This is a genomic window from Methylomonas sp. 11b, from assembly GCF_000515215.1.
Classification (GTDB): domain Bacteria; phylum Pseudomonadota; class Gammaproteobacteria; order Methylococcales; family Methylomonadaceae; genus Methylomonas.
The window spans coordinates 511,823-536,885 of sequence record NZ_KI911557.1 but is presented as its reverse complement, the minus strand read 5'-3'; the positions used below and the strand labels follow the sequence as shown (position 1 = coordinate 536,885).

The following is a 25,063-nucleotide window of genomic DNA, read 5'->3' as shown; positions in this document are numbered from 1 at the left end:
AATGCTTGATTTTCGAAGCCCAAGAGCTGTTTGCTTATAAAGGAATCGGATTATTAAAGCCCATTGCTGGGTTTCGCGTTGCTCTACCCAGACTACGGCCCTAATGCGTTCTACGTGGACTAGTCACTATTCTGTATACGGCCTTTAATTAAAAATTGTGCAAGCCGCTGATACTCGTCGGTATCTCCCGAAACCCCGAAAGAAGCAGCAAATTCGATGAGAGATTCGATTTCAGTCAACGAGCGATCTGATAGCATAGTCAGAAGAGGGCTAATGGTTTCTTTTCTTGATTTACGGGGCTCAAAATCTTTACTGATATGCTCTCCAAATCGCTTCATATGCTCCAATGTGGTCAGTGCTTGACCACGCCTAACCATCTGATCAAACTCAAGAAGTAACTTATATTTTTCTGGGTCTTTGTCCTTGAGATTGACAACAGCTTTTGATACTGAGTCTTCCAGCGTTTGCCGGGATGATCGAGTACTCGTTTCTTTATTCTCCGCTACTGGCGAACTAACTTTACGTGAAAGGTACTCTAAAAGTCCTGATTTAAATCCGTGAGACTCCAATAGCGCAACTGCCGCCAGAATATCTTTGTCTGAGTTATCCTCAAGTAGTTGTGCAATTTGGAGTGCTATTCCTAGAGGTGATTTAGTCATATCGCACCGATACTGGTTAGGAAGTTTTGTGCAGTATTTGCAAATTCACCGATGACATAGTCGCGAGCATAGTCAGTAAGGAAAATTGGTACGCCTTGCCGTGATCCAGTTGGATACGAATCGGAGTGGTGGGCAGCTTCTTTAAACACTGGCCATCCAAATGTGGCAGCGAGTCTTTCTACATCAGATTTCGACTTTAGCTGTTCAGGTGGCGTATTTGATCGCCGCATATCGTTGAAGATGATGCCGGCCATGTCCAATGTTTGATCTTGGTGCATAAGCCTGAATTCCTCCAGGGATCGCGCTAAAAGTGGTAAACCGATTGTAGCGAGAAACTCAGGTTTAACAGGAACCACAACGTATCGGCTTGATCTATAGGCCGCAGTTGTGAGGATGGATTCAGTCGGAGCGCAGTCAATCAATATCAGATCATAATTAGAACTAACTTTTGCGAGAAACTGAGGCAATAAATGGGCTTTTTCGGTTGGGTTCTTTAGTGTCCAGGCTAGCTCTAAGCGCGATGGTATCAGATCGAGAACGCTTCCATCTTCCCAGGCTCTAAGATGATGTATCACTTTCTCGGGTTCAATAAGCGTTGGTGATCCATTCTTTGGCTTTGGCGCTGAGAACTGCTCGAATATTTCAACGACAGTTCCTTTATCGGCATCCAAATAATCCAAATACTTATTGGCCCCCATAAAATATTGGCTAAGGTTTGCCTGTGGGTCAAGATCGACTGCAAGAACTCGGAGGTTCGCTCGCCAAGCCGAATACCAAGCCAAATTAAATGCAAGTGTAGTCTTACCGACACCACCTTTCATGTTTATTAGTGACACTGCAACAGTCATTATATTTCCCTTTGATTATTTGATAAGTTATTAAATTTTATAGCTAATTAGAATTGAAATAACGTCCAACTTTCAACTGCGTACTAAAAAATAAAAATTCATTACATGCCTTAACTCAATACGTTGGCATATGTCTTTTTAGTGAGTAGTGCTGATTCCAATTCTCTAACGCTAGTTGTAAGTTTAATTGATTGTATGGATTCAGCAACAGCCGATTGACACCCTTCGCCCACAGCCCGGTGGGATGCGGTAAACAAAGCGCACCGCATCGTTCGCGATTGGTGCGGTAAGTAAACTCACCACACCCTTGTATCTACGCCTGTTTTTTCGCTGGGCAATTGCCAATGTTCATTGCGCAGCAGATTTTAGCCGGCGTTCGCGTTACTCGGTGGGTATAAGTGTCACTTGAAGTTATTAACCGTTTTTAAAAACGGTCTTTTCAGAATCTTTGTCACCTGACAGCCAAATCTCCACATAACAATCCCTACCAACCCGCCTATCCTTATTACATGTTTTCGGCTTCTGAAAACATGATTTGTTGTCTATGATTCAGGTCCGGTAACGCCCCCGCTGCTGGATTTACCGTATTTTTCTTTGACCACGATGACCCCACCATGACCCAGCCACACTATTTCCACGCCGGCGAAAACTGTTTCGTCATTGAGCAATACAACGACTGCGCGCCGTTCGCCAGTTTTTTGCCGGGGATTGCCGGTATGCGCGGGCGTCCGGCCTGGGTGTTTTACGTCAATCGCGGTCAGGCGATTGCCAGTTTTGGGGTGCGGAATAAAGACGGCGCGTTTTTGGAGTTTTTTCCGGCGGATAAGGCTTATCAACTAACGCCGTCGCGCGGGTTTCGCACCTTTTTAAAAGCGGTCGATGGCGAGCAACCCCTAAGTTACGAGCCGTTTCAGCGCGGCGCCGGACCAGAGGTTTCGCAACGCCTGTTTGTCACGCCGCACGAGGTAGGCGTGGAGGAAGTGAATCCCACGCTCGGCTTGCGCTTGCGCGCTGATGTATTCACCTTGGCCGAAGCGCCGGTGGCCGGTTTGTTGCGCAGGGTGGAGATCGTCAACACCGCCGATAAAACCAGACAAATCGAGATCGTCGATGGCTTGCCGCAAGTGCTGCCCTATGCGATGAATCAATGGATACTCAAATTCATGAGCCGCACCTCGGAAGCATTTATGCGGGTGGAGGGCGTGGCGGAGAATCTGCCGTTTTATCGCTTGAAAGTCTGGCCCACCGACAGCCCGCAGGTGGAGCCGGTGATTGCCGGCAATTTCTTCGTCGGCTTTTTGGATGGCCAGCGCAATCAAGCCATTGTCGATCCGGAGCGGATTTTTGGTTTGGCTGGGGATTTTTCACAAGCGGAACGGTTTTTTTCCGAACAGCCGTTGGATTTTGCCGAGCAGGTAAGCGGCAATCAGACGCCAGCAGCGTTTCAGCACCTTAAGCTGTCTTTGCAGCCCGGCGAAAGTCGGGTGTTTTACGGAGTTTACGGTCATGCCGGTTCCCGTGAGATTTTGGATCAATTCCTTATCGAAGCCGCTCAACCGGACTATTTTGAGGAAAAACGTGAGGCCAATCGGCGTTTGGTGGCAAACATCAGCCAACGCGCCTTTACCGCGACCGCCAAACCGCTGTTCGATGCCCATGCCCGGCAATGTTATCTGGATAACGGCTTGCGCGGCGGCTTTTCCATGCCAGTCCCAGGTGGCGCACATTTATATTTGTTTGGCCGCAAGCATGGCGACTTGGAGCGGGATTACAACGACTTTTTATTGCAGGACACGCCCTATTCCGAAGGCAACGGCGACTTTCGCGATGTGCTGCAAAATCGGCGCATGGACTTGTTCTTCGATCCGGCTTTGGATGCCAAGAACATTCGCTATTTTTTCAATCTGATTCAGCCGGACGGCTATAACCCCTGCTCTTTGCGCAACTCGCGGTTTGTCTTAGAAACGCCGCACGATTTTGCAGAGTATTTCCCGCGCTTTCCCACCCTGGAAGCTTTACTGGTCAAAGCCTTTAAATACGCCGAGCTAGCGCAGGTGCTGGAAGCGGCGACAGATGCAGAGGCCATTCTGACCGCTATTTTGGCGCAAGCGCGGGAAGTAGAGGATGCCGAATTCGACCGCGGCTACTGGTCGGATCATTGGACCTATCTGGTGGATTTGTTGATAAGTTACGCGGCAATTTTTCCGGATCGGCTGGCCGATTTATTTCAGGACAAGTGCTACAGCTTTTTCGATCCGACCCATTTCGTCGTGCCGCGCGCGCAAAAGTATGTGGTCACCGCAAACGGCGTGCGCCAATACAACGCCGTGCAGTATCGCCCGAAGAAAAAGGTGCTGATCGAGGCGCGACGGCAGCGCCATTATCAAGTGCGTTCGCAAGCCGGCCACGGCGAGATTGTCTACACCAGTTTATTAGGCAAGATTCTGACACTGGTCGCCAACAAGCTGGCTACCCTCGATCCAGCCGGCGCTGGCATCGAAATGGAAGCCGATAGACCAGGTTGGTGCGATGCCCTAAACGGCCTGCCCGGTATTTTAGGCTCATCGGTGAACGAAACCATCGAGCTGAAGCGTCTGGTGGATTTCACGCGCACAGTGCTGAGCCAATTAGATGCCGCTTGCACAGTACCCGTCGAATTGGCGGACTTTGTGACTGCGTTGCATAAGTTGTTAACTCGCGATGATTTGACGCCGGAACTGTTCTGGCAGGAAAGCGGCGCGCTAAAAGAAGCCTATCGGGAACAGGTATTCATGGGCTTTGCCGGTGCCGAACAAGCACTCGCGCTTGGCGACATCCAAACCTTCCTGAGCTTGGTGACAAATTATCTGGATACCGCGATAGATAAAGCCCGCACACCTAAAGGCATTGTGACCTATTTTGCTTACGATGCGGAGCAATACCGGGAACTGGAGACCGGTGGCTTGGAAGTAACTCGTTTTCGGCAAAAACAGCTGCCTTTATTCCTGGAAGGCTTTGTGCATGCCTTACGCATCGCCGATCCGACACAGGCGCAGACAATTTATCAAGCCGTGCAAAACTCCGAGTTGTTTGATCGCAAACTGGACATGTACCGGGTCAACGAACCCTTGGGCGATAACGCGCTGGACTTAGGCCGCATTGGCGTATTCAACTACGGCTGGCTGGAGAACGGTTCGATCTTTTTGCATATGCATTACAAGTTTGTGCTGGAATTGGTGCGAGCAGGCTTGGTCGATGAGTTTTATGCCCACATCGAATCACTATTGGTACCTTTTCACGACCCGGGCGAATACAAACGCAATCCCATCGAAAACTCCAGCTTTTTGGTCAGCAGCGGTTTTACAATCGATGCGCGCCAGCACGGACGCGGCTGCGTGGCCCGATTATCCGGCGCTACCGTGGAGTTCTTGCACCTGTGGACGCATTTATTTGTGGGACCTACACCGTTTGTACTTGAGGATGGCCGATTGGCGTTTAAACCGGCACCGCTGTTGGCAGCCACGTTTTTTACCCACGAAGCACAAAATGTCACCCCGTTCACCGAGACTGAAACATTAACTGCAGATAGCGCGACCTGCACGCTGTTTGGCTCGACGCTACTGGTTTACCTCAATCCGCAGCGCCGTGATACCTTTGGTCATGAGGCCGTCAAACCGATTCAATACCAGTTATTCGGCCGGGACGGCACTAAGCAGACGCTAACGGCAGGTTCGATTACGGGGGCCTTGGCAGAAGCGCTGCGTTTAGGTCAATTCAGTCGGGTCGACGTGTTGCTTGGATGACGCGCCGTTAGGCTGCCCAAACATAGCTAGCCACCGCTCTGGCCGGTAACTCAACGACCGCACTTTGGCCTTGATAGTGAATGGCAACCGCTTGCGGGTCGGCGTTGTCGTTAAGGACGATCAACACCACAGAACCCTCAGGGGTGAGGAAGGCCACGTTAGGTAAATAGTCGTTTTGGTCGCCGGAATTAATCCTAATTGAACCAGGCCGCACGAACTTCGCCGCGTGAGCAATCACGTAATAAGCAACATTGCGCGTGACCTGGTCGCCGTCGATGGTTAAAGCGCCCACACAGCGGGCTTCGCCGCCCGGCGTATGCGGGCCGCAAAACGGGTCGGACGCCAAGTTCCATTCCAGCACTGCCCTGCTCCAGTTTCGCAACGAGCCGATCAACACGTGCCGGGCGTGCCACATTAAATCCCCACCAAACTCACCATCCGAGCCAACCCATTGTTCGGTGAAATACAATTTCATGTCGGGATAGGCTTGATGCACTTCCGATAACACCGAAATATCGCCGCCGTACAAATGCCAGGCCGAGCCGCTCAGATATTGCCGCGCGTCGGCGTCGGCAAATACGGTCAACGGGTATTCTTTCACATCGCAATTGTGATCCCAGCAAAACAACTCCACGTCGGCTAAACCCGCATCGCGTAACGCCGGACCGAGATGATCTTTGATAAATTCGGCCTGCTCCGGCGCTTCCATGACCATGCTGGGTTCGTTCTTTTGATTCAGCGGCTCGTTTTGCGGGGTAATGGCGTGGATCACGATGCCGCGCTCGCGCATGGCTTGTAGGTATTTGACCAAATAAGCGGCGTAAATCGCATAGTATTCCGGCTTGAGTTTACCGCCGATAAACGCCTGGTTGGTTTTCATCCAGCGCGGTGCCGACCAGGCGGTAGCGATAATTTTGAGCGTTGGATTGAGCGCCAGAATGTCCTGCAATAGCGGAATAACATCCGTATCGCCGGCGTTCAGATCAAATCGGGCAAGTTCCAAATCGGTCTGACCGTCGGGCATATCGTCATAGCTAAAGCAACGCTCGCTTAAATCAGAAGCGCCGATGCTTAGCCGCAAACAGCTGACGCCGATTCCGTCGCCATAGGGCAAAAACAGCTCACGCAACAAAGCCAGCCTGTCAGCGTCGGGTAACGCAGCAATCAGCATCGCGCTGCCGCCGGTCAATGAGAAGCCAAAACCGTCAATGGTTTGATAACTAGGGTTGGTATCGAGCGCTATTACCGGCAAATCAGCGGTATTATCGTTAAATTCGAATTGGCTGGCTTGCTGGTCAAACAACGCCTGCTGGTCAGCGCTGGTCAGCCAAAACCTGATAGGCGCGCGTTCCTCGCTTTCAGAAGATAGTGATTGAAAAGCCTTGGTTTGCTCAGACATATCAGCCCTCATGGTTAGCGCGGAAGCGGCTCCGCCGGATTTAGTAACCCGGCCCTATTTATCAATGGCATGTCCTTCGGACTGAACTCGTCGAAGCCTAAGCGGGTGTGCCCTTAGACAGGCTCAGGGCGAACGTTGTTTAAAAGCCGGGTTAATAATAAAAACAACATCGCGCTATATTATCGATTTTGCCCGGACTAGCCAGTTAATTTTCCCGCCAGTTTCGATGCCATAGTTAAAGCTGCACAATCCAAACATTGTGTTAAGAGTCTCAGGCTTTTTGTTGGGCATTGTCATAAAACCGTCAAAATCACTTATACTGCGAATTCCGTTTTAACGTATGGAGATCGGATATGAAAAAATTGGTTTCAATTCGCGCGCTAACCACTCGGCTAAATCGTAAGCTGGCCAAGGAGTCGAAGAAGTTGTTGAAGTACAAGCCGAGGTTACAGAACAACGATACGATTGTCGAATACGCCGTCGTGGATCTAAAGACGAACTCCATCGTTAATTTTCATATGGCTAGCGAATTGCAAGAATTTGCCAGAGGACTAGGCTGCTTGGCTAGCCTGGAAGAAGTTTCTTTCGAATAGCAGCCGTTTAAGCGTTGCAATTCCATAAAGCCGGGTACGCCCGGCTTTTTTGTGCGCCTAAATCACAGCTTATCTATATTCAGAGCATCGTCTTTTTACATTTTACCGTTTAACTGGTTACTCAAAGCGCGTGCCGAAATTTCGTTGTACAAATTGGCTAATTCAGCGATCAATTTTTGATATTCAGGGTGGTGCTTTAGGAGTGGCATCATGGTGCTGGCTTCTGAAAGCATTTGTTCAAAATGCATGATTTCAATCTCGTTTAACGTATCACCATCTTCCACTCTTTTTTTAACGGCCAACGCGCGCGGAATGGACTGCTCTTCCAATTGCTCCACGAAGGCAGTGATAATGCCGATTTCATCATCTGACGAATACATTTATATTTCCTGATTGTCGCGACGAGGAGCCATCGCTACTGAATTATGCCATAGTCAAGAAGAAGTCTCTGACCTTATGGGTTTCTCGGAGAATAGCGTTTCCTTTAGTTTTTAGAAGTTACCTTCCCTGAATATTCGGTATTTTGTGTAAAAAATCAGATGTAAATTTTGACTTTGAACATGGTAAATCCGAATATTGAAACTACTCTTTAGCATTTTTGGATAAAAAGATGACATTTCTTAAAAAAATATCTGCTCTGGCCCTTATATCTCTGACAACGAATACAGCCTGGTCTGAACCTGTTTACTTTTGCAAAGTGGAAAGAGTTTATGAAGACGATGTCAGCGTTCCCGCGAAGATTGTCCATGAAGACTGCTCTGGCGTAGCCTTTCTTTGGTATGCCAAGTCTTACGTCGAAGCGTCCTGTTGGCCTGGCGCTATCGAATTATTGAAGGGCAAATGCGAGCAAACTGATGTCGATTCCAAAGACTATGCAACCGAGCCAACGGTAACCGAGACGCAAGAAGAAAATCAGGAATAAAGGCATTGCAAGCAAGGATGCTTCATCAAGCTAAAACGGTTGACCAGTGTTGTAGTCCGTATCGTTCGATACCAGTTTGCTGTTGGATCGACGGTGAAGAAGCACTTGGATGTCCTAAGCGGGGTTACATGAAACTTACAAGCAACAAAAAAGGCCTAGGTCGTTAAACCTAAGCCTTTCATTTGTCTGGTAGCGGGGGCAGGATTTGAACCTACGACCTTCGGGTTATGAGCGCCCTCAAATAACACCTTAAGCACAACGAAACACGTTGAAACTTCCTTAGGATCAATAGGATAACAGAAACTGCCCGAAGGTCAAGCGTGTTTCAACGCGTTTAAATTTAGTTTCGATGTGCCCTAAATTGTGCCCTGTCTTGCGCCCTCGGGTAAAAAAACCGATGGTCTAATCACGGTCTTAAATAACCAAATTACCGACAATTCACCCCGCCTTATCGAGAGTAACATGGGTGGCGATGCCGGACTTGTAACGCGCGATTATCAATAATCCACCCACAATTTAACAGCTACAGCCTCGCGTGCTCGACAACAAAACTCGCTTATGCCGCTTGACACGTGTTTCCTTTAAGATACATTAGGACATGAAATACGAACTGCAAAGCACCCAGACATTTAATCGCTGGCTATCCGGATTAAAGGACAGGACGGTCAAAAACCAATTATTGTCGCGCCTGGCGCGAATGGAAAACGGCCACTTTGGCGACTATAAGCCGCTATCTGCCGATTTGTTTGAATTGCGTTGCTTCTTTGGTGCAGGTCTGCGGGTTTATTACACGATTCGCCATCAGCAGGTTGTTCTGCTATTAGCCGGTGGCGATAAATCTAGCCAAGACCGGGATATTGAAAAAGCCCAAACCCTATTAAAAAGCCTGGAGAATTGACCATGAATGAAAGCATCACCGCGTTCGATATTGCTGAACACCTGGAAACCGACGCAGATATTCAAGCCTTTTTGCGTGAAACCGCAGCCAATGGCGACGTCTCCGATTTTATCCACGCGCTAAACACGGCAGCGCGCGCCAAAGGCATGACCGAAGTCGCCAAGCAAGCCGGCGTAACAAGAGCCAGCCTTTATAAATCCTTGGCCGACGACGGCAATCCGCGCTTTGAAACGATAGCCAAGATTGTCGAAGCCCTTGGCTGCAAATTGATTGTGTCCTGATGAAGCCGCCCGCACCGTCTATTTTACATTGATAAAAACAAAAGCCGCCCGCATTGCAGCCAGGCGCCTTAAATCATACCGGAACATCCTCAACCCAGTAATCCGACGACAGAATCATGCAACCGCAATCGGGCACTTCGCCAAAGAGGATGGGATGCGGATGGCCGGCGGCGGTGAGGTTGACTACGCCGTCTGCAATGAATGAGGGTTTGTTTTCGGGCCGCTCTTGTTGAGAGGCCGGGGTGTTTTTCTTTTTGCCCGTAATCATATTGGCAACCGCCGACAATGCCAGCGATATTGCCATATTGACTACCATTGTAATAATTGTGAAATTGGCAACAGTTACCCCGACCGCTGCAAACGCCGCCGCAACAAGTGGCACTGGCAGCTCCCCGCCGACAGTTGGCAGAATCCAAAGCTCTTCATCGGCCCAAGGATCTAGCGCGTTATCGCCAGTCACCTGCCAACAACGCCCCTGGTCAGCAACATCCACCAGCACCGCTACATAATGCCCGGCATCGCACTCCGCTAAAAAACCCTCCCGCTGCACACTGATAGCGCGCAATGCTTCGGCTGGGGTTTTAACGTCCAATGTCCAGACCGGTTTAAATTTTTCAAGATCGCCGCACAAGCGTATTGTTTTCATATAATCATCCTATAACTGATCACGCTAATTTGAAGTGGCAACCTGCTGGCCTGCTGGATTTGTTCCTGTTAAACCAATAGTCGCCATAAGTAAAAAACCCGGCGCGTTGCCAGGGTGGTCGGCCGATAACGCCCGTGTTGATAATCTCGCTATTGATATGATCGCCAGCGAGTTTGTTGGACTGGCGCATTTAGCTAAAAATCGCTTGGATGCGGCCGTCAATATCGGCAATACATGAAAGCAAGCGTTTGTCATCGACAACCAGGGGCAAGGCGCGCAATTCTTCATATATGCCGTTGAGCAGGCCCGTTTTATTGGGCGTTAACGGACCGGCAGACTGTACCCGTTCATGCAGATTATTGACGGCCTGTTGGATGATCAGGGGTTTCAACTGCTGTAGCTTTTGTTCCTCGGCCTGAATAGTGGTCAACAGTTTGCGCCGTCTGCCTTCGATCTCCGTGGCCAGCTCACTATATTTGCGCTGGGCTTGCGCTAGTTTAAGCGTCGAGTCGGCAACCTCTTTCTCGGCTTGCGCAAGCTGATCGGTTGGCAAATCACGCAACGCTTTGGATAAACTCTGGATTTTTTCAGCACAAGCCTGTCTGTCGTCCGAGCGTTCTTGCAAATCGTTCTGAAACAGCTCATCGATAATTCGCGATTTTTTCAGGATACTTTCTAAGAATTTCATACTAGCTCTCCATCCATTAATGGCCGGGCTACGACCTAAGCCATAACCCGGTTACAAGTTGATTACGCTGGAGTTAAATCACCGCCGCGAATTGCCCCTGTTTGCTCGATAGCAAGCGCCAGGCGGCGCTCGGCTTTCACAGTAAGCAAGCCCTTGGTGAAGTTGTCGCCATCGCTATCTGACACTTCAATCCCTACATCCTGCCGATCAAAGATCGATGCAGCGGCTAAGGCATCGAGAACCGCGAAGGTATCGATTGTCACCGAGCTTGTCTCGACGACGGGCACACCGAACAACATCTGCTGGAAGCCATTGGCAATATCACTTGAGCTGACGGCCGCCGGCGTGGAGGACAACAGATCTAAGTCAAACGCTAGCCAGTCCGCCGGATTAAGCAATATGGCGCTCGGCGTATAGCCCGCTGAGCGCAAATCTGCAATCACCTTGCGGATTAAGCGATGCTTTGGCAACGGCGTGCCGACCTGTGCGGCGGTGTAGCCGTGCGCGCTGAAATTCCCGGTTTTCAGCAACCCGCTCATATTCGGCGCCGTACCGTTACCGTTCACAATTTGTGCATCAACACGGCGTTGAACGCCGTACATCAGGCGGGCGTTGATGTACGCGGCCATGAGGGCGTTATCCGCCGCCAGTTGTTTGCTGACCTTCATAAAATGCGTTACGGTCGATACGGGTTGTTGAACCAGGGTGACAGTTAAGCTGGATTCACTCGCCGATCCCCCTTCAGCGGTCTCTGCGGCGGCATTGGTGAACACGTTCTCACGGCTGTATTCAATCAACGGCGAATCTGTCGGAAAATGCTGGAATAAATCCTCAACGCGCAGCGGCGCAAAGGCCCCCGGCACCATGCCGGGGCGACGGTCGACGCCGCCAATATTACCGCTACCGGTTAACGTATTATTCTGAATATCGAATTTCGCACGCGCCCGGCCCCCGCGCATCATCTCGTTAAAGGTAGCGTTGTTAACGATTTGACCACCCCAACCTTTAGAAAGCCCGCTAAAACTGCCGCCATCGGCCCTGGCTACGCCTTTTTGCTCTAACATTAACAGCCTGTCAGCAAACTCGCGCTGCCTCAACTGGACATCATCTAGTGCATTCTTAGTTTCGGTAGAGACCCGACCAGATTCCTGAAGCTCGCGCTGGGCTTTCATTTGGAAGTCAGCAATCGATTTTTCCACGCCGTCCAGCATTTTCATAACCGCGTCGGAGTTGCCGACCGTGCCCGCCATCAGCAAGCCAGTGAATAACGGGCTATGATCCAGCGAGGCCAGTCCGGACAGTCCAGCGGCGACCTCATGAGGTGCGGCACCAACATTGAAAGCTAGGACCAGCAGCCCTAAGGAAGCCATGCAAAGGCCGATAAATTTAAATGTCTTCATAAATATAATTCCTGTAAAAAATGTGTTTAGTTGAGGATCGATTTGGGTATTTTTAAATTTTCCAATCGCTCCACAATTTCGTCGTCGCCGTTGTCGACTGCGGGCCGATTGACCACGTTTTTCAATCTGCTCACAAAGGCGGTTGCTTCACGCTTGGTGAAATGCAAGTCTCTAAGCAGTCGTTCAAAGTCTCGCTCATTCTCCAATTCATCGAAGTCCGGCTCACTCATGGGCGACATCTTGAAGCGGTGGTCAAAGGACCGGGCTTTGGCTGCCAAGCCAACACGACCTATAACCTCATCGCAGAAGCCTAACGTCTTAGCTTCCGTTGCTGATAACCAGCTCTCTTTGGCCATCATGTCAAGAACGGTCTGGCGGTCCAGGCCGGTGCGCCGCACATAGATGTCGGCGGCACTGCCCTGGAGCTTTTCCATTAATGCGGCCATGTCGCGCAGTTCCGCCGCGTCGCCGAAGGCACTGCCTTGGGCGTTGTGGATCATGAGGTAAGCATCTTCCGGCATGGTGATCCGGTCAGCGGCCATCAAAATAATTGAGGCCGCGCTGGCCGCCAGGCCATCGACATGGCCCAATATTTTGGCCGGATGGTTTTTCAGCGCGTTATAAATCGCCAAGCCATCCAACAGGCTGCCGCCAGGGGAATGAATGTTAAGTTCTAGCGTGGTAACGTTACCCAGCGCCCGTAATTCGGCAATGAATTCTGCCGCCGTAATGCCACCATAGCCGATCTCATTGTGAATGGAGATTTTGGCGGTTGTGGCCGTTAAGTTCTTCAAGTTGTACCAATTTTTCATAGGTTTCTCGCACATAAGACGACAGAAAGCCGTCGATTAAAATCGTGGTTTAAACAATACGATTGACATGTGCTTTTGCTACATCTCGCAGCAGAGGGTTTGTCTGATCGCGGCCAGCATCTCACTGGTTCGCTTGCCTTACCGGAATCACTCCGGCAGAGATTGATGCCAACATAGCACGCCGCCTTTAGCGTTAAAACGAAAGATTTATCAAAAAAAATCAAAATTATCTTTCGTTTTAATATCAATCACATAGTGGGCTTTTTCTATTTAATAATCCCCCGGCGAAAATTTAGCTAGGGCGACGCAAAGGAAGCGGAACGGCCTAGAGTTTTGACCCACCCTCCCCATTGCTATACCCCCTCCCAAAACTCGCGGCCCTGCAAAAAACTAATCGCTATCGGTCTAGGCCGGGGTTGCTTTTGACTTTTCACCCCCCACCCCTGGACAGCAGGCCAGGATAACTGGACGGATAAACCGTAATTTTTCAACAAGTGGACGGCTGAAAGCCGCGCCGCATCTGGCTTTGATTGCAATCCGTCCACTTGTCTACTGATTTTTCCGGTATTGTTTCCTTTCGTGTAACTGCATAATCGTCCTGTTTTCGCCGTTATTCTCTATATCTCTTACATGTATGAAAAATAGGTGGACAAGTGGACGCATAGCCCCTTAGCCCAGAACACGCAAGGGTTAAAGCCGTCCCGTTATCCGTCCAGCCAAACCCGATAAATGAGTGAACATGGATACTATTCTCTTCGTGCGTCATACTCATCCAACCACTTGATAGCCGATCGCTGCCGCCACCCATCAATATCCCGCACCGCAAACAGGCTGACCGCTTCGCGTTTACCGGTAGCACGCTTGCACATCATCTGCAAACATCCGAGCTCAGCCATCACCACCCCGATAGATTTGGCGCTGTATTTATCGCGCATGGCTTTAGCCACATCGATAGACCGCACACAATCAACGTTGAACGGATAATCGCCCGCAGCAATCATGTCCTCAATCTGGTGTTTGAGCGGTGACTTGCTGGTGCCAATCAGCTCGGATTTGAACTGAGTCAGAGGGGCTGGTTGTTTGGGATTGAAGTCGCTTAGGTCACGATCCAGCAACCAGCGAACCACCAGACCATTGCCACCACCATCAAGCCACCGCGCCAGGTCGTTGTAATATTCCTTAGGTCTGGGTACCGCATCGGTCCATACCGCAAAATAGCGGCCGTCGCCCTCGGATATGTGCAAGGCATCTTTATAGTTGGACATAAAGATGGCCTGAACAATATTCGGTGTTTCGTAAAATCCCCGCCCGAACAAGCGCACCCGCAGCATATCCGGCGGCGCTGCCAGCATCGGTTTCAGTTTGTTTTCCAGGTTCAAACCCTCGAATGTTTGAATCTCCTGAAAGATAACCAATTTGGAATGATGCAGATAATCGGTGAATGATTCCTTCAACTCACCCGCCGGAGGCTCACAAACATTTGCAGAGCCCAGACCGTAACGCAGCGGATTAAGCAACATGTCCTTACCAACACGCGAAGTTCCCGCAATCAACAAGGCATGATTGATCTTGCACTGTGGCCGTTGCAAAGTACTCGCCATCCAGTTCAAGATATGGGTCTGCTCAATTTGGTTGGGATACAAGTAATTCAGATGCTCCAGCCACTGTTCCACATCCTCACATGTCGCTTCATCAGGCAAACTCACGCCAGGATCGCGCCAGATATTCCAAAGCACCGCACCGTCACGATGAACCGGGTTATCCGTTTCGCCAGGCAGATAAATCAGACCGTCAACCTTGATAGTGGCTGGATTTTTTAGAAAAACAGCCGATGGTTTGTGATCAGGAAAGACATGCAGAAACGCACCGTCGAAACCGTCTCGACTCAACTCGTTGCGCGTCACGGTATCGAATATCCGATTATGATTTTTCAAAAACACAAAGCGCTGAAATTGCTCGGTATTGCCGGACGACACCGTATTGGGTTTACGCTTCGGTTTATTTGCCTGCGCTTGTTTTGATGCTTCTGTCTGAGTGGCTTCAGTCTCATAAACCGACAAAGGCGGCTCAGGTGGTCGAGATACCTCCGGCGGCGAATAACCGTAGCCTTTGGCAATGCCAAACAAGGTAGCCAGGTTTACCCCGCCACCCGGCTTGAATGAATTCCAAACTCGCCGCTGATCAGCCAGGTTGAACTTATCCGACTGCTGCGACCATTCAACCCACAACCCACAACCCAAAGGCCTGATCACATGCCCCAGTTGAGTGTAACGCCATACCTATGGCGCGCCACTGGTCTCGGCTGTCAAAGTCCGAAATAAACCCCAATGCCGCCCGAATTCTCTTAACCTCGCTCACCGGCAAAAGCTTAGCGTTTTCCGGCGGATGCTTCATCGCGTTTTTTTTATCGCGCAACTTTGCCAGCAATTTACGGGGCAACTCTGGCAATTTTGCACCGTCCAAAGGCGATGCGCCATCCCAAAAATAATCGCCGCCAGCGACATGATTTGATGGCTCTACGACAATAAAACCACCATCTCCGCGCAGATCGATACCTGGGTAAAAATTGGTTGTCGACCGACATTCCGGGCCGGCGTATCTGAAACATATGTGACTACCGCCCGAACCCGTGTCTTGTACAACATCATCCGGAATAGAGCCTAGTTCGCCCTTCAACTGCTCCAGCGCATCATCACCCCCATGCCGAGGATCGATATCTAGCACAAAAATACCGGATGCCGCGCCGGTTCGAATGCCGATATTGGCTTTCGGCCATTTTTTAAACCAGGCATTTAATGTCTTTGTATCCGTAGCGGCATCAAGCAGCCCTTTCTGCAATAGCGGATGTTTGCCAGCGGACCGGCAATCAGTTTTGCCGCAGCTGCATACACCCCGCTCGGTAATCCAGTGCAACGGCAATACTGGCCAGCCCAGCGCCGCATATTTCGACGCGTACTCAAGTCTGGATTCAATTGTTGGCACTGGACAACCTCTTGTAATGCGCGGTAACGAATGCCACCCGGTTACCCCGCAAACAAGTCGCGCAATACCCATCACGCATTGAGCGCTTTTTGCAGGTGCCGCCGCATCGCCGGCATTGCCACATAGGTTCCTGCCTTTTGTAACAGTTCTTAAACTTCATCATCAAAATCACCCATTCTCATTTGCCATCGGTCCGACTCGACCGCAATCCGCGCGGCCACGTTGATAAGTCGTCTGAAAGAGAATTAGGCTTTTTGACTAGCAAACCACTTCGTAAACAATGGCTCGTTGATGTAAAACTTTCTGGCCGACAAAATCACCGCGCCGGACTTCGACAATCCATTGCGCGCGCGATTACGCATGAACCAAGTCAATTGACCGGGTGTGAACTTGTCGGCGTACTTTTCCTGGAATTTTTCAAGAATAAGAATCTCCCCTAGAGAAGCATCATTAAAACCGTCGCAAGCGCCGGTATAGTTGCTTGGTTGTTTTTCCATAGTTATCCCTCGTTAATATTCATGGTGTTGAAATTTGGAAGCGACTCAAAGCGCCTGCGCATATTGTCGCGCAGATTAAAGAATACAAAGGCAGTCAAGGAGTTTCAGGAATCAAGCGAGGGAGTATCAATGGGTTTGATTTGTTTTCATGAGTACCCCCCGTTGATTTGTAATGTCCCGGCGCGGTTGACGACGCTTGGTGCAAGATAACGGAGGCGAAGATGAGATAAAAGGAAAGATTAGAAAGATGTTTACAGACATATCTTTCCTATAATATTCAATTGCTTACAAATATATAGGGGATTTTTTTACTAAAAAATATTTTCCTAACCAATTGATTTTATTAGCTTAATTTTTCGGAAAACTGCGGCCCACGGTGTCAAGCTTAACAGGCGTATTTTTCCGTTTAATTAAAAATATTAGTTTTTATTGTGTTTTGGAGTCCAATCATGATTAATATAATTTGAGGTCTTTATAGTTGTAAAAGGGTAAAAAATGTTAGTTATGTTCTCCAAACTTGATTTAGATAGATTTGTTAATTTATTCGGCAAATGACCATCATCAATTAGCTTACGCAACGTATTAACAAAACCTCTAACGAAATCACCTGCACCACGCTTTGACGAAAACTTCAAAGGATCAAATCCTGAATCATCATTATTATATTCATCCATCCAACCACCTATTGCCATGACTAAAGCAGCTACCGATGGCATAACATCTGCACCATACTTAATGAGCAACTTAGAAAACTCTTTAGCAAACTCATTTTCATAAGAACATCCGCGCCAAAACTCACCATTCTGATGTAAATTATTTTGGATTTTAGCCGCGCGAGTCATCAGCGGAATATCAGGCCTCAACGGACAATGCTTAATCAACAAAGCCGAGAACTCAATAGATTTTGAACTAATTTCTTGGTAAATAAGCTTCTTCTCTCTCATTATTTCAGCGTCTTTTTTTGCCTCGCATGATGACCAATTAAATCCAGCCAACAACAAACCAAATGAAAATGCCATCCATTGCTCGTCACTGTTTAATATTCCATCTAGCTCGCACAACGGTGGTATTAAATTTACTTTTTTGCTATTTAAAACTTTCCTAACAGAATCAAATTCATGATCATTTAAATCAAAACAATGATCGTACCCATAACCAACGGGATCATCATAAACAAATAAATGCCTAGCACCCCAAGGTAAGCCGTTTTGTTTAATCCAATCTAATACGTTATCGTCCATTAACACCTCTCAAGTGTCACTCTCACAAATAGTTACCAAGCCAGGCGGGTGAGAAATCCGCTTTTCGATTGGCCGATCTAGGCTTGGTAAAACAGGTTACGCCGCCTCTGGTCGAGGCGCCGGCGTGACATTGGGGCGTGGTTTGTGGCGAGCCTGCCATAGGTCATACTCGGCCTGCATACGCACCCACGTTTCGGCAGTCGGGCCACTGGTCCACGCTTCCAATCGAATCGCCATTTCTGCGCTGATCGCCGCCTTGCCGTTGATGACCCTCGATAATGCCACGCGGGATACACCCAATTGCGCAGCCGCATCGGTAACGCCAATACCCAGCTCGGGTAAAACGTCCTCTTTCAAAATACTGCCCGGATGGGGTGGGTTAAATTGGGCGGTCATGCTGCCGTCTGGCGATGTACCGATAGTTTCAGCCCGACCGCCTTAGTAACGGCTAGCAGGGTTTTGATGGTGGGGTTACCTTTGGGCGACAAGGCCCGGTATAAGCTTTCGCGTTTAATACCCGCCCGCTCGGCAACTTCCGCCATACCTTGCGCTTCCGCAATCTGGCGTAGTGCCGCCAATAACGCTTCGCGGCCACCGGGCTGGTCAACCTCTTCTAACGCTGCCGCTAGATATTCATTGGCAAAATCAGGATCTTCGCGTAATAGCTCGATAACCGTTTGGTCGTGTGGTTTTGATGCTTCACTCATGGTCTGTTCTCTGCTTCCAGTCTTTCCAATAGGCAACGGCTTTGTCGATGTCGCCCTGTTGTTTGCGCTTGTCGCCACCGATTAGTAACAGCAGCAGCTTGGCCCCGGCCTGCGCGTAATACACGCGATAGCCGGGACCGTAATCAATGCGCAGTTCCCATACGCCGTCTTGTATGGGCTTGCAGTCGCCGAGATTACCGGCGGCCATGCGTTGCACCCTGGTTAATACCCGAGCTTTCGCTTGTCTATCCGCCAAGGCTGACAGCCAATCCTTGAAGGGTAGCCGCCCATCGGCGGCCTGGTAGTCTTCAATTTGATACATTGTGGATTATAAGTTACAAGTAGACAACTGCAAGCGGTTTACCGTTAGGCGTCGGCTTCGCTTTCCGAAGCATAACGCGGCTCGACAGCTTCGACTATTTGATGCAGCTTCGCCGCCGCCATTCTGGCGCCATCGACCAAGGCTGCCAAAACAAATCGATCTTCTATGGTGTCGTCAGCCCATAGTCGCGCCGACAACGTTTTGGTCAATTCTTCGATAGCATTGATAAATTTGAAAGCGTCTTGTTGCCCCTCGGTCTGAAGGATTGAACTTAGTTCCGCCGATGCCGCGCGGGCGGCATCGACCTGCGCGGCCATGGCAAGCCGGTCCTTTATAGCTTCGTCATGCCACAGGCGTTCCGACAGCATTTCGGTTAATTCTTCGATAACGTTGGTGAATATGAAAGGGTCTGATTCTGGTCTGGACAATGACATGGTGGTTACTCCTTATGCGTTGGGGGTTTCGTGGCTATCCCAAGCCTTAATGCTGCGGTCGATGGCCGTCAACTCATCTATTACTACCCCAATTGCTGGTAATAATTCGCTGTTCTCCATCGCACTAAAAACTAACTCCAAAATGCAACGCGCCCGCTCGGTTTTAATCACTATGTCATCAAATAGATCTATCAGGTCTCTGGTATTAAGATCGCTATTGTTGTTATGTTCTTGGTTTTCTGTATTCATGATGTTCTCCTGTTATTTCTGGCGGATTGCCGCAGTCATCACCCGCTCGACCAGCTTCGATTTGTGCTCGGTGGATAGGTGCGCGTAGCGTTTGGTGGTTTGGGTGGATTTGTGGCCTAGCACTTCGCCAACCTCATAAAGGGAAGCGCCGGACATGGCCAGCAAACTGGCGGCACTGTGGCGTAAATCGTGAAACCGGAAGTTTTCGATTCCCGCTTCTCGTAATGCCTTATCCCAATGCTTTTTGAACTCGAACGGTCGTTCTGGCTTGTTCTCGCTGGCAAAGATAAGCGAGACACCGACTTGGCGCAGCGGCCGTAGCTGGTCCACAACAAAGTCAGGCAGAGGACACCAGCGGGGTTCGCCGTTTTTGCTGGTTGCCAACCTGGCCAGGTTGTTATCGAAGTCGATGTCACTCCAGCGGAGGTTAAGCACTTCGGCTTTACGCATGCCGGAAGTCAGCGCCATCAACACCAACAAATGCAGCTTATCCCAGTCTGATTTTTGACACGCCGCCAGCAGCCGTACCCGTTCGCCTTCATCCAGGAATCGATTAATCTGGTTGTTAACCTTGCGAGCGGCCACCCGGGCGACCGGGTTGGCAACAACATAACCCTCGAAAATCGCATATCTGAAAATCGCCGACAGCACGGTGCGATAACGATTGACCGTAGACGGCGAACGGTCTCGATTGATTGCTTTGGTCTTGCCGGCGCCATCGCCACGCAGCACCTTGCCCGCTTCAAAAGCTTTAAGCCGTTGGCGGATCATATCCGCGCTGATGTCGACCAACTTATAGTCACCCAGGCAAGCTTGCCAATACTGGGCCCGCCTGGCTTGGTTGACCGCGTCCTTGCCTTGCCATTGCCGCATGTATTCGTCGACCAAATCAGCAAACCGCAAACCAGCACCGCGCGAGCCCAAGGCCTCCATCATTTCGTGGTCAGACTCGATGCGCTTTACCCAGGCTTGCGCATCGCCTTTGCGGGTGAAGGTTTTGGATTTTATTGCAATGCCGCGCTGGGTGATGATCGCTTTATAGACGACACCCGACTGGCGTTCAATTTTTCGGATGGTGGCCATTAGGCTGGCCTCTCTTCGCTGAAAGCTGCCGAAAATTGCGGCAAAGCGTAGTCTCTCAGGTCGAGTGATAACGCAAGCTGTCGCAATGTTTCCGGATCAGAGTCTACCGGCAGCGATTCAAGCAATCGCTCATATACGTCTCGGCCACGTGACAGGGAATAAAGTATGCGTTTTCGTGGATCGTCATCACCCTCGCCAACATAAAAGCAGCGCAAATCTCGAAGGCAATACCCTGTCAGGCCAAAAACGTTGCCAAAGCGCCGCGCCTCACCCTCTGTGGGAAAGCCGGGAGAGGCCAACAAATGATTGTCAGGATGATGAACAGTCCAAAGTCGAATGACTGGGTGGTCGTAGGCGCCGCATGTCTTACACTGCACGCTACCGCCGTCGGGAAAATACGGATAAACCTCAGCAGGCAAGAAAAACCCTTCAGGATCACCGCATGAAGGACAATACGCAAACCGGTCAAATAGGAAATAATCTGAATTGACACAAGAAACGACCGGACCCGCGTTGTGTTGCCTTTTAGGAATAGTGGTCATGTCATTCCACCCCGCGGCTAGTTAACGGCTCCACGACCTGTGGAAACCTATCGAAGACCAAGGGGCTGCTTTCCGAATAATTGCAGCCAACATCCTCAGCCAAACAATTGATGGTGTTCTGTGCATCACCGGCAATTGAGTGTATTGCCTGGAGCGCATTACGTAAAAGGCGTGGGTTGGTATGAAATTTTGAACTTTCAGACGCGCAAATAAGCAAATCTGAAAATAATTCGATTAAATCAAACGCTTCTTGCGAAGTTTGATCAATATGAGTGATGGTTTGTTTGAACGTTTGGACATCAGCACCAGGTTCTGGTCGTGATGTTGATGGGGTTTGTTTTGAATTTATTGCGGACATAAAAAAAGCCCTCGGTGTAACACAGGTTCTCTGGAACCTTTTTGAAAAAATCCACATGTGCCCTAAACGGTGCCCTGTGGCGTTTTTTCAACGTGTTAAACCGATGGCTTTATGATTATTATCCTTAAGAATCAATCAGTTATCTGGTAGCGGGGGCAGGATTTGAACCTACGACCTTCGGGTTATGAGCCCGACGAGCTACCAAGCTGCTCCACCCCGCGATTGATTTGACTTATTATACAGACCTTAAATTATTTAGCAAGCAATAAACATGCTATTTGTTAAATAATGCCAACAGATAAGTTCCTTATGTGCTTGCTGTTGCTTTTAAAATCTGATTATTAGGGTTGGCCGGCTGGCAAATCCGCTGTACTCAGATCGGTATTTAAACAGGTCGGATGACCGAAACCATTTGCACTAACACCGGTACCTCCGTTCGGATTGGTGGTAATGTCATAAACGATATTATCAGGACGCTGTGGGTCGCCACTCACTCCCCCGACGCCGACGATATGGTCAAGCCCCAGATTATGCCTGACTCTCCAGGCGATATTATGATCGGCACAAGATGTGTCGCCGCTTAAACCGACGCCACCGACCAGCGTTTTACCCACTGAATACAAGCCTAGGCCACCACCGAATACATTAATGCCACCAATTTTTGACCCAACCATAGGATCTTGAGGAGTACCGTTTAAGCCTGAATTTCCACCGTAAGCAACGCCGGTTTCAACTGGATTGCTCTCTTGAAGTCCGAATAAACTACCACCAGGCTGTACCGCTGAATATAAATTCGCTGTCGATAACGCCAAACCATTGGGCTTGCCGGAACCAGCAGAATCTGAGGAAGAATCAAGACTGAGCGAATTGGCTGTGTTGGCTTTTTGCGCTGAGATAACGCGACTGGCCGGCCACTGTGCGCCCCGATTGGTGCCGGAAAACGCTACGGCACAAACCACGCCGTCACGATTAACTAATGTGGCCCACATATGCAAATTAAGCCCGCTTTCCTCCGCACTCACTGCGTCGTCAAGTGCAGCTTTTAATGTGGCGTGATTGGGCAAACCCCGACAGGCATGCCCCACCCCTTTATTGTCATCTTTATCGGCGATTGCCGCACCGGTGTTGGCCAGCATCAAAAGTGAAGCAGCGAATAACCATCGTGTATTCATAAAAAGCCCTCCTAATTGTTTGTATATTTATTAGGCTTGAGGCTTAATATTTTCCGCAACGCAGCCTTCAATCAGTCCCCCAAACCGACATGGATTTTAGTCGCATGAATTATCATGGGTCAAATGAGAACAATGCCAAAAAACACTGACTGTTAAAAAATCGTTAATTCAGTTCAAACTGAAAAATCAAACCAGAGGCGCATAATCAAGGCGGCAAAGACGCCTGCCACCACGTCGTCCAACATAATGCCAAATCCACCGTGCACGTGCTTATCGAGCCATTTGATCGGCCAAGGCTTGACGATGTCGAACAAGCGGAACAACACAAAACCCGCCAATAAGCTCTGCCAGGAAAAGGTTATGCCGGTCATCGTAATCAAAAATCCGGCTACTTCATCCCAAACGATACCGCCGAAGTCATGGACTTGCAATTTTTTAGCGGCTTGATCGCAAATCCAGATACCGATGCAAACGCTGACCAGCGTTACCGTTAGATAAATCCACTCATTCGTTTGCAGCAAAGCGAGGTATAGCGGAATAGCGGCGAGCGTACCCATCGTGCCGGGCATGGTTTTGGATAAACCGGAACCGAAACCAAACGCCAGAAACAAGGTAGGGTCTTTGACGATTTGCAACGCACTCAAACGTGCGTTGCCGTAATGCTCCTTAAGAAAAATGCTCAAAACCCTTCACCTCGAATGCCTCCACAAACCCTGCCCTATTCATCCGCAAACCCGGCTCGGCCTCGATACGCCCCACACAAGTAGCCGCAGGCAATGATTGAGAACGATCCGCCGACACAGTAAAACACAATTCGTAATCATCGCCGGCAATCAAGGGCATGCGCCAATCGCCGCTGTGCTCGATAAACTCTCTCACTGACGCGGATAGCGGTAAGTTGTCCCATTGCAAACACGCACCAACGCCGCTTTGTTCCAAAATATGCCCCAAATCGGCAGCTAGTCCGTCGGAAATATCGATACAGGCATTGGCGACGCCGCGCAGCGCCAAGCCTTCCGACACCCGCGGCTGTGGTTGGTTAAAGCAACGCAAAGCCAACTCCTGATCGGAGCAGGCATAACCTTGTTTAATTTTCAAACCCAAACCGGCATTACCCAGTTGACCGGTGACATAAATCAGATCACCTGCCTGGGCCCCGGAACGCAATAGCGCCCTACCCTGCGGCAGCACCCCCATCGCTTGCACCGTCAAAGTCAACGGTCCGGACGTGGTGTCGCCACCAATCAAATCGACATTATGTTGCCGAGCCAGATTGATAAAGCCATTCGAGAAAGCTTGTAACCAAGTTTCATCGACTTTGGGCAAGGTCAACGCCAATGTCACGGCGAACGGCTCGGCACCCATTGCCGCCAAGTCACTTAGATTAACCGCCAATAATTTATGACCCAGCAGCTCAGGATCCGCGTCAGCAAAAAAATGCACATTCTCGACCATGGTATCGGCGGTGACCGCCAATTGGTAGCCGGACGGAATGTTCATTAGCGCGCAGTCGTCGCCTATGCCCAATTGATTAAACGGATGCCGAGGGGCATGCACCGCAAAATAGCGGCGGATAAGATCGAATTCGGCGACCGCCATCAGTTTTGGATTTTCGCCTGCTTGGCGGCTATCTCGACGGCGCGCTGTTTTTGCGCGACTTTATCGAGAATACCATTCACGTATTTATGACTGCCGTCGGCGCCGAAATCCTTGGCCAGATTGACGCCTTCGTTAATGATGACTTTGTACGGGGTTTCCAAGCGGTTGATCAGCTCGTATGCGCCAATGCGCAGGATAGCGCGTTCCACCGGGTCGATTTTTTCGACCGGCCTATCGACGAACTCGGCCAGCGCGGCGTCTATCACATCCAATTGTTTCGGTACGCCATGAAACAGCTCGCTGAAATAGGTTTTTTGCGCGCCTTTCAGATGCTCTTCTTCCAGAAAATAGGTTTCGATACGGATCAGGCTCTCGCCGGACATTTGCCATTGATACAGCGCCTGTACCGCGCACTTTCTGGCGTTGGTTTTTGCTTGACTCATTAAAGACCCAGGTTATTAAAGAGACTGACCATTTCTATCGCCGATAAAGCAGCTTCCGAGCCTTTGTTACCGGCTTTGGTGCCGGCACGTTCGATAGCTTGTTCGATGCTGTCCACGGTCAACACGCCAAAAGCCACCGGCACGTCATATTGCAATGCAACTTGCGCAATACCTTTCACGCATTCGCCAGCGACATATTCAAAATGCGGTGTGCCACCGCGAATCACCGCGCCCAAGGCAATAATCGCATCGTATTTTTTGCTGGCAGCAATTCGTTGCACCACCATCGGCAACTCAAACGCGCCCGGCGCTTTTACCAGGGTAATGTTGTTTTTATCCGCGCCATGACGAACCAAAGCATCGATCGCGCCGCCTTCCAGTTGTTCGACAATAAAACTGTTGAAACGCGAAGAAACAATGCAAAACTTGCCGCCTTGCGCGGAAAAGTTGCCTTCCAGAGTCGTGACTGTTGCCATCTGTTTACCTGTTGTTGAATGATTGAAATC

30 protein-coding genes and 1 tRNA gene are annotated in these 25,063 nt (G+C 49.8%); 5 read left to right on the top strand and 26 right to left on the bottom strand.

The window, feature by feature from the left end:
- Positions 1 to 119 precede the first annotated feature (119 nt).
- Together METH11B_RS0102655 and METH11B_RS0102650 are read right to left on the bottom strand one after the other, a co-directional pair.
- Entirely contained in the window at positions 120 to 659 is a 540-nt protein-coding gene (locus METH11B_RS0102655) for a hypothetical protein (protein ID WP_020481104.1), read from the bottom strand.
- The gene (locus METH11B_RS0102650; protein WP_026600660.1) at positions 656 to 1,507 is read right to left on the bottom strand and encodes a ParA family protein; all 852 of its coding nucleotides are present in this window, start codon (positions 1,505 to 1,507) and stop codon (positions 656 to 658) included. Before METH11B_RS0102650 ends, METH11B_RS0102655 begins: the two co-directional genes overlap by 4 nt.
- A 614-nt stretch (positions 1,508 to 2,121) precedes the next feature.
- Between METH11B_RS0102650 and METH11B_RS0102645 the strand changes: the two genes are divergently transcribed.
- Positions 2,122 to 5,289, top strand: a complete 3,168-nt coding sequence (locus METH11B_RS0102645) for a hypothetical protein (protein WP_026600659.1) — start codon at positions 2,122 to 2,124, stop codon at positions 5,287 to 5,289.
- A gap of 7 nt (positions 5,290 to 5,296) precedes the next feature.
- Here the strand turns inward: METH11B_RS0102645 and METH11B_RS0102640 are convergent, their stop codons facing one another.
- Complete coding sequence (locus METH11B_RS0102640) at positions 5,297 to 6,688, bottom strand: glycoside hydrolase family 30 protein (protein WP_026600658.1); 1,392 nt, start codon at positions 6,686 to 6,688, stop codon at positions 5,297 to 5,299.
- A gap of 353 nt (positions 6,689 to 7,041) precedes the next feature.
- On the opposite strand from METH11B_RS0102640, the gene METH11B_RS0102635 reads away from it, so the two are divergent.
- The gene (locus tag METH11B_RS0102635; protein ID WP_026600657.1) at positions 7,042 to 7,281 is read left to right on the top strand and encodes a hypothetical protein; all 240 of its coding nucleotides are present in this window, start codon (positions 7,042 to 7,044) and stop codon (positions 7,279 to 7,281) included.
- Between the two features lie 95 nt (positions 7,282 to 7,376).
- On the opposite strand, the gene METH11B_RS0102630 is transcribed toward METH11B_RS0102635, so the two are convergent.
- A complete protein-coding gene (locus tag METH11B_RS0102630; protein WP_026600656.1) occupies positions 7,377 to 7,661 on the bottom strand; it encodes a hypothetical protein in 285 nt (94 codons plus the stop codon).
- A 317-nt stretch (positions 7,662 to 7,978) separates the two neighbouring features.
- Here METH11B_RS0102630 and METH11B_RS0102625 point away from each other — a divergent pair, with 317 nt between their 5' ends.
- From METH11B_RS0102625 to METH11B_RS0102615, 3 genes are all read left to right on the top strand, one after another.
- Positions 7,979 to 8,203 (top strand): hypothetical protein, encoded by a 225-nt coding sequence (locus METH11B_RS0102625; RefSeq protein WP_231499569.1) that lies wholly within the window; start codon positions 7,979 to 7,981, stop codon positions 8,201 to 8,203.
- A 598-nt stretch (positions 8,204 to 8,801) separates the two neighbouring features.
- On the top strand, positions 8,802 to 9,101 hold the full coding sequence (locus tag METH11B_RS0102620) for a type II toxin-antitoxin system RelE/ParE family toxin (RefSeq protein WP_026600654.1): 300 nt from the start codon (positions 8,802 to 8,804) through the stop codon (positions 9,099 to 9,101).
- A gap of 2 nt (positions 9,102 to 9,103) precedes the next feature.
- Positions 9,104 to 9,382: an addiction module antidote protein gene (locus METH11B_RS0102615; protein ID WP_026600653.1), complete on the top strand. Its 279-nt coding sequence runs from the start codon at positions 9,104 to 9,106 to the stop codon at positions 9,380 to 9,382.
- Between the two features lie 73 nt (positions 9,383 to 9,455).
- Here the strand turns inward: METH11B_RS0102615 and METH11B_RS0102610 are convergent, their stop codons facing one another.
- The 22 genes from METH11B_RS0102610 to ribH all read right to left on the bottom strand — a co-directional run bounded on the left by METH11B_RS0102610 (position 9,456) and on the right by ribH (position 25,033).
- Positions 9,456 to 10,028, bottom strand: coding sequence for a tail assembly protein (locus tag METH11B_RS0102610; RefSeq protein ID WP_026600652.1), 573 nt, complete (start codon positions 10,026 to 10,028; stop codon positions 9,456 to 9,458).
- 190 nt (positions 10,029 to 10,218) lie between these two features.
- Positions 10,219 to 10,716, bottom strand: a complete 498-nt coding sequence (locus METH11B_RS0102600) for a hypothetical protein (protein ID WP_026600651.1) — start codon at positions 10,714 to 10,716, stop codon at positions 10,219 to 10,221.
- A 62-nt stretch (positions 10,717 to 10,778) separates the two neighbouring features.
- The gene (locus METH11B_RS0102595; RefSeq protein WP_026600650.1) at positions 10,779 to 12,116 is read right to left on the bottom strand and encodes a phage major capsid protein; all 1,338 of its coding nucleotides are present in this window, start codon (positions 12,114 to 12,116) and stop codon (positions 10,779 to 10,781) included.
- A gap of 26 nt (positions 12,117 to 12,142) precedes the next feature.
- Positions 12,143 to 12,928 carry a head maturation protease, ClpP-related gene (locus METH11B_RS27555; RefSeq protein ID WP_026600649.1) on the bottom strand — a complete coding sequence of 262 codons (786 nt, stop codon included), beginning with the start codon at positions 12,926 to 12,928 and terminating at the stop codon, positions 12,143 to 12,145.
- Between the two features lie 746 nt (positions 12,929 to 13,674).
- Positions 13,675 to 15,156 carry a DUF5906 domain-containing protein gene (locus METH11B_RS0102585; RefSeq protein ID WP_026600648.1) on the bottom strand — a complete coding sequence of 494 codons (1,482 nt, stop codon included), beginning with the start codon at positions 15,154 to 15,156 and terminating at the stop codon, positions 13,675 to 13,677.
- A complete protein-coding gene (locus METH11B_RS27550; RefSeq protein WP_026600647.1) occupies positions 15,146 to 15,910 on the bottom strand; it encodes a bifunctional DNA primase/polymerase in 765 nt (254 codons plus the stop codon). The genes METH11B_RS0102585 and METH11B_RS27550 overlap by 11 nt, the downstream gene beginning before the upstream one ends.
- A 245-nt stretch (positions 15,911 to 16,155) precedes the next feature.
- Positions 16,156 to 16,407 (bottom strand): hypothetical protein, encoded by a 252-nt coding sequence (locus METH11B_RS0102575; RefSeq protein WP_026600646.1) that lies wholly within the window; start codon positions 16,405 to 16,407, stop codon positions 16,156 to 16,158.
- A 419-nt stretch (positions 16,408 to 16,826) separates the two neighbouring features.
- A complete protein-coding gene (locus tag METH11B_RS0102570; protein ID WP_026600645.1) occupies positions 16,827 to 17,648 on the bottom strand; it encodes a hypothetical protein in 822 nt (273 codons plus the stop codon).
- Positions 17,649 to 17,744: 96 nt separating this feature from the next.
- Positions 17,745 to 18,044, bottom strand: coding sequence for a HigA family addiction module antitoxin (locus METH11B_RS0102565; protein WP_026600644.1), 300 nt, complete (start codon positions 18,042 to 18,044; stop codon positions 17,745 to 17,747).
- Positions 18,041 to 18,355: an addiction module antidote protein gene (locus tag METH11B_RS0102560; RefSeq protein WP_026600643.1), complete on the bottom strand. Its 315-nt coding sequence runs from the start codon at positions 18,353 to 18,355 to the stop codon at positions 18,041 to 18,043. The genes METH11B_RS0102565 and METH11B_RS0102560 overlap by 4 nt, the downstream gene beginning before the upstream one ends.
- Positions 18,348 to 18,677, bottom strand: a complete 330-nt coding sequence (locus tag METH11B_RS0102555; protein ID WP_026600642.1) for a type II toxin-antitoxin system RelE/ParE family toxin — start codon at positions 18,675 to 18,677, stop codon at positions 18,348 to 18,350. Before METH11B_RS0102555 ends, METH11B_RS0102560 begins: the two co-directional genes overlap by 8 nt.
- A gap of 44 nt (positions 18,678 to 18,721) precedes the next feature.
- The gene (locus METH11B_RS0102550; protein WP_026600641.1) at positions 18,722 to 19,111 is read right to left on the bottom strand and encodes a hypothetical protein; all 390 of its coding nucleotides are present in this window, start codon (positions 19,109 to 19,111) and stop codon (positions 18,722 to 18,724) included.
- Between the two features lie 12 nt (positions 19,112 to 19,123).
- Entirely contained in the window at positions 19,124 to 19,360 is a 237-nt protein-coding gene (locus METH11B_RS0102545) for a hypothetical protein (RefSeq protein ID WP_026600640.1), read from the bottom strand.
- A gap of 12 nt (positions 19,361 to 19,372) precedes the next feature.
- Positions 19,373 to 20,443, bottom strand: coding sequence for a tyrosine-type recombinase/integrase (locus METH11B_RS0102540; protein ID WP_026600639.1), 1,071 nt, complete (start codon positions 20,441 to 20,443; stop codon positions 19,373 to 19,375).
- A complete protein-coding gene (locus tag METH11B_RS28275) occupies positions 20,443 to 20,985 on the bottom strand; it encodes a hypothetical protein (protein WP_081733735.1) in 543 nt (180 codons plus the stop codon). Before METH11B_RS28275 ends, METH11B_RS0102540 begins: the two co-directional genes overlap by 1 nt.
- A 1-nt stretch (position 20,986) precedes the next feature.
- Entirely contained in the window at positions 20,987 to 21,343 is a 357-nt protein-coding gene (locus METH11B_RS28270; RefSeq protein ID WP_081733734.1) for a hypothetical protein, read from the bottom strand.
- Between the two features lie 144 nt (positions 21,344 to 21,487).
- Positions 21,488 to 21,564: transfer RNA gene (locus METH11B_RS0102530), tRNA-Met, on the bottom strand.
- A gap of 120 nt (positions 21,565 to 21,684) precedes the next feature.
- Complete coding sequence (locus METH11B_RS0102525; protein ID WP_026600638.1) at positions 21,685 to 22,515, bottom strand: heme-binding protein; 831 nt, start codon at positions 22,513 to 22,515, stop codon at positions 21,685 to 21,687.
- Between the two features lie 173 nt (positions 22,516 to 22,688).
- The gene (locus METH11B_RS0102520) at positions 22,689 to 23,198 is read right to left on the bottom strand and encodes a phosphatidylglycerophosphatase A family protein (protein WP_026600637.1); all 510 of its coding nucleotides are present in this window, start codon (positions 23,196 to 23,198) and stop codon (positions 22,689 to 22,691) included.
- Complete coding sequence (gene thiL, locus METH11B_RS0102515) at positions 23,182 to 24,114, bottom strand: thiamine-phosphate kinase (protein WP_026600636.1); 933 nt, start codon at positions 24,112 to 24,114, stop codon at positions 23,182 to 23,184. The genes METH11B_RS0102520 and thiL overlap by 17 nt, the downstream gene beginning before the upstream one ends.
- Positions 24,114 to 24,557: a transcription antitermination factor NusB gene (gene nusB / locus METH11B_RS0102510; RefSeq protein WP_020481571.1), complete on the bottom strand. Its 444-nt coding sequence runs from the start codon at positions 24,555 to 24,557 to the stop codon at positions 24,114 to 24,116. Before nusB ends, thiL begins: the two co-directional genes overlap by 1 nt.
- A complete protein-coding gene (gene ribH, locus METH11B_RS0102505; protein ID WP_036276704.1) occupies positions 24,557 to 25,033 on the bottom strand; it encodes a 6,7-dimethyl-8-ribityllumazine synthase in 477 nt (158 codons plus the stop codon). The genes nusB and ribH overlap by 1 nt, the downstream gene beginning before the upstream one ends.
- Positions 25,034 to 25,063: the final 30 nt, after the last annotated feature.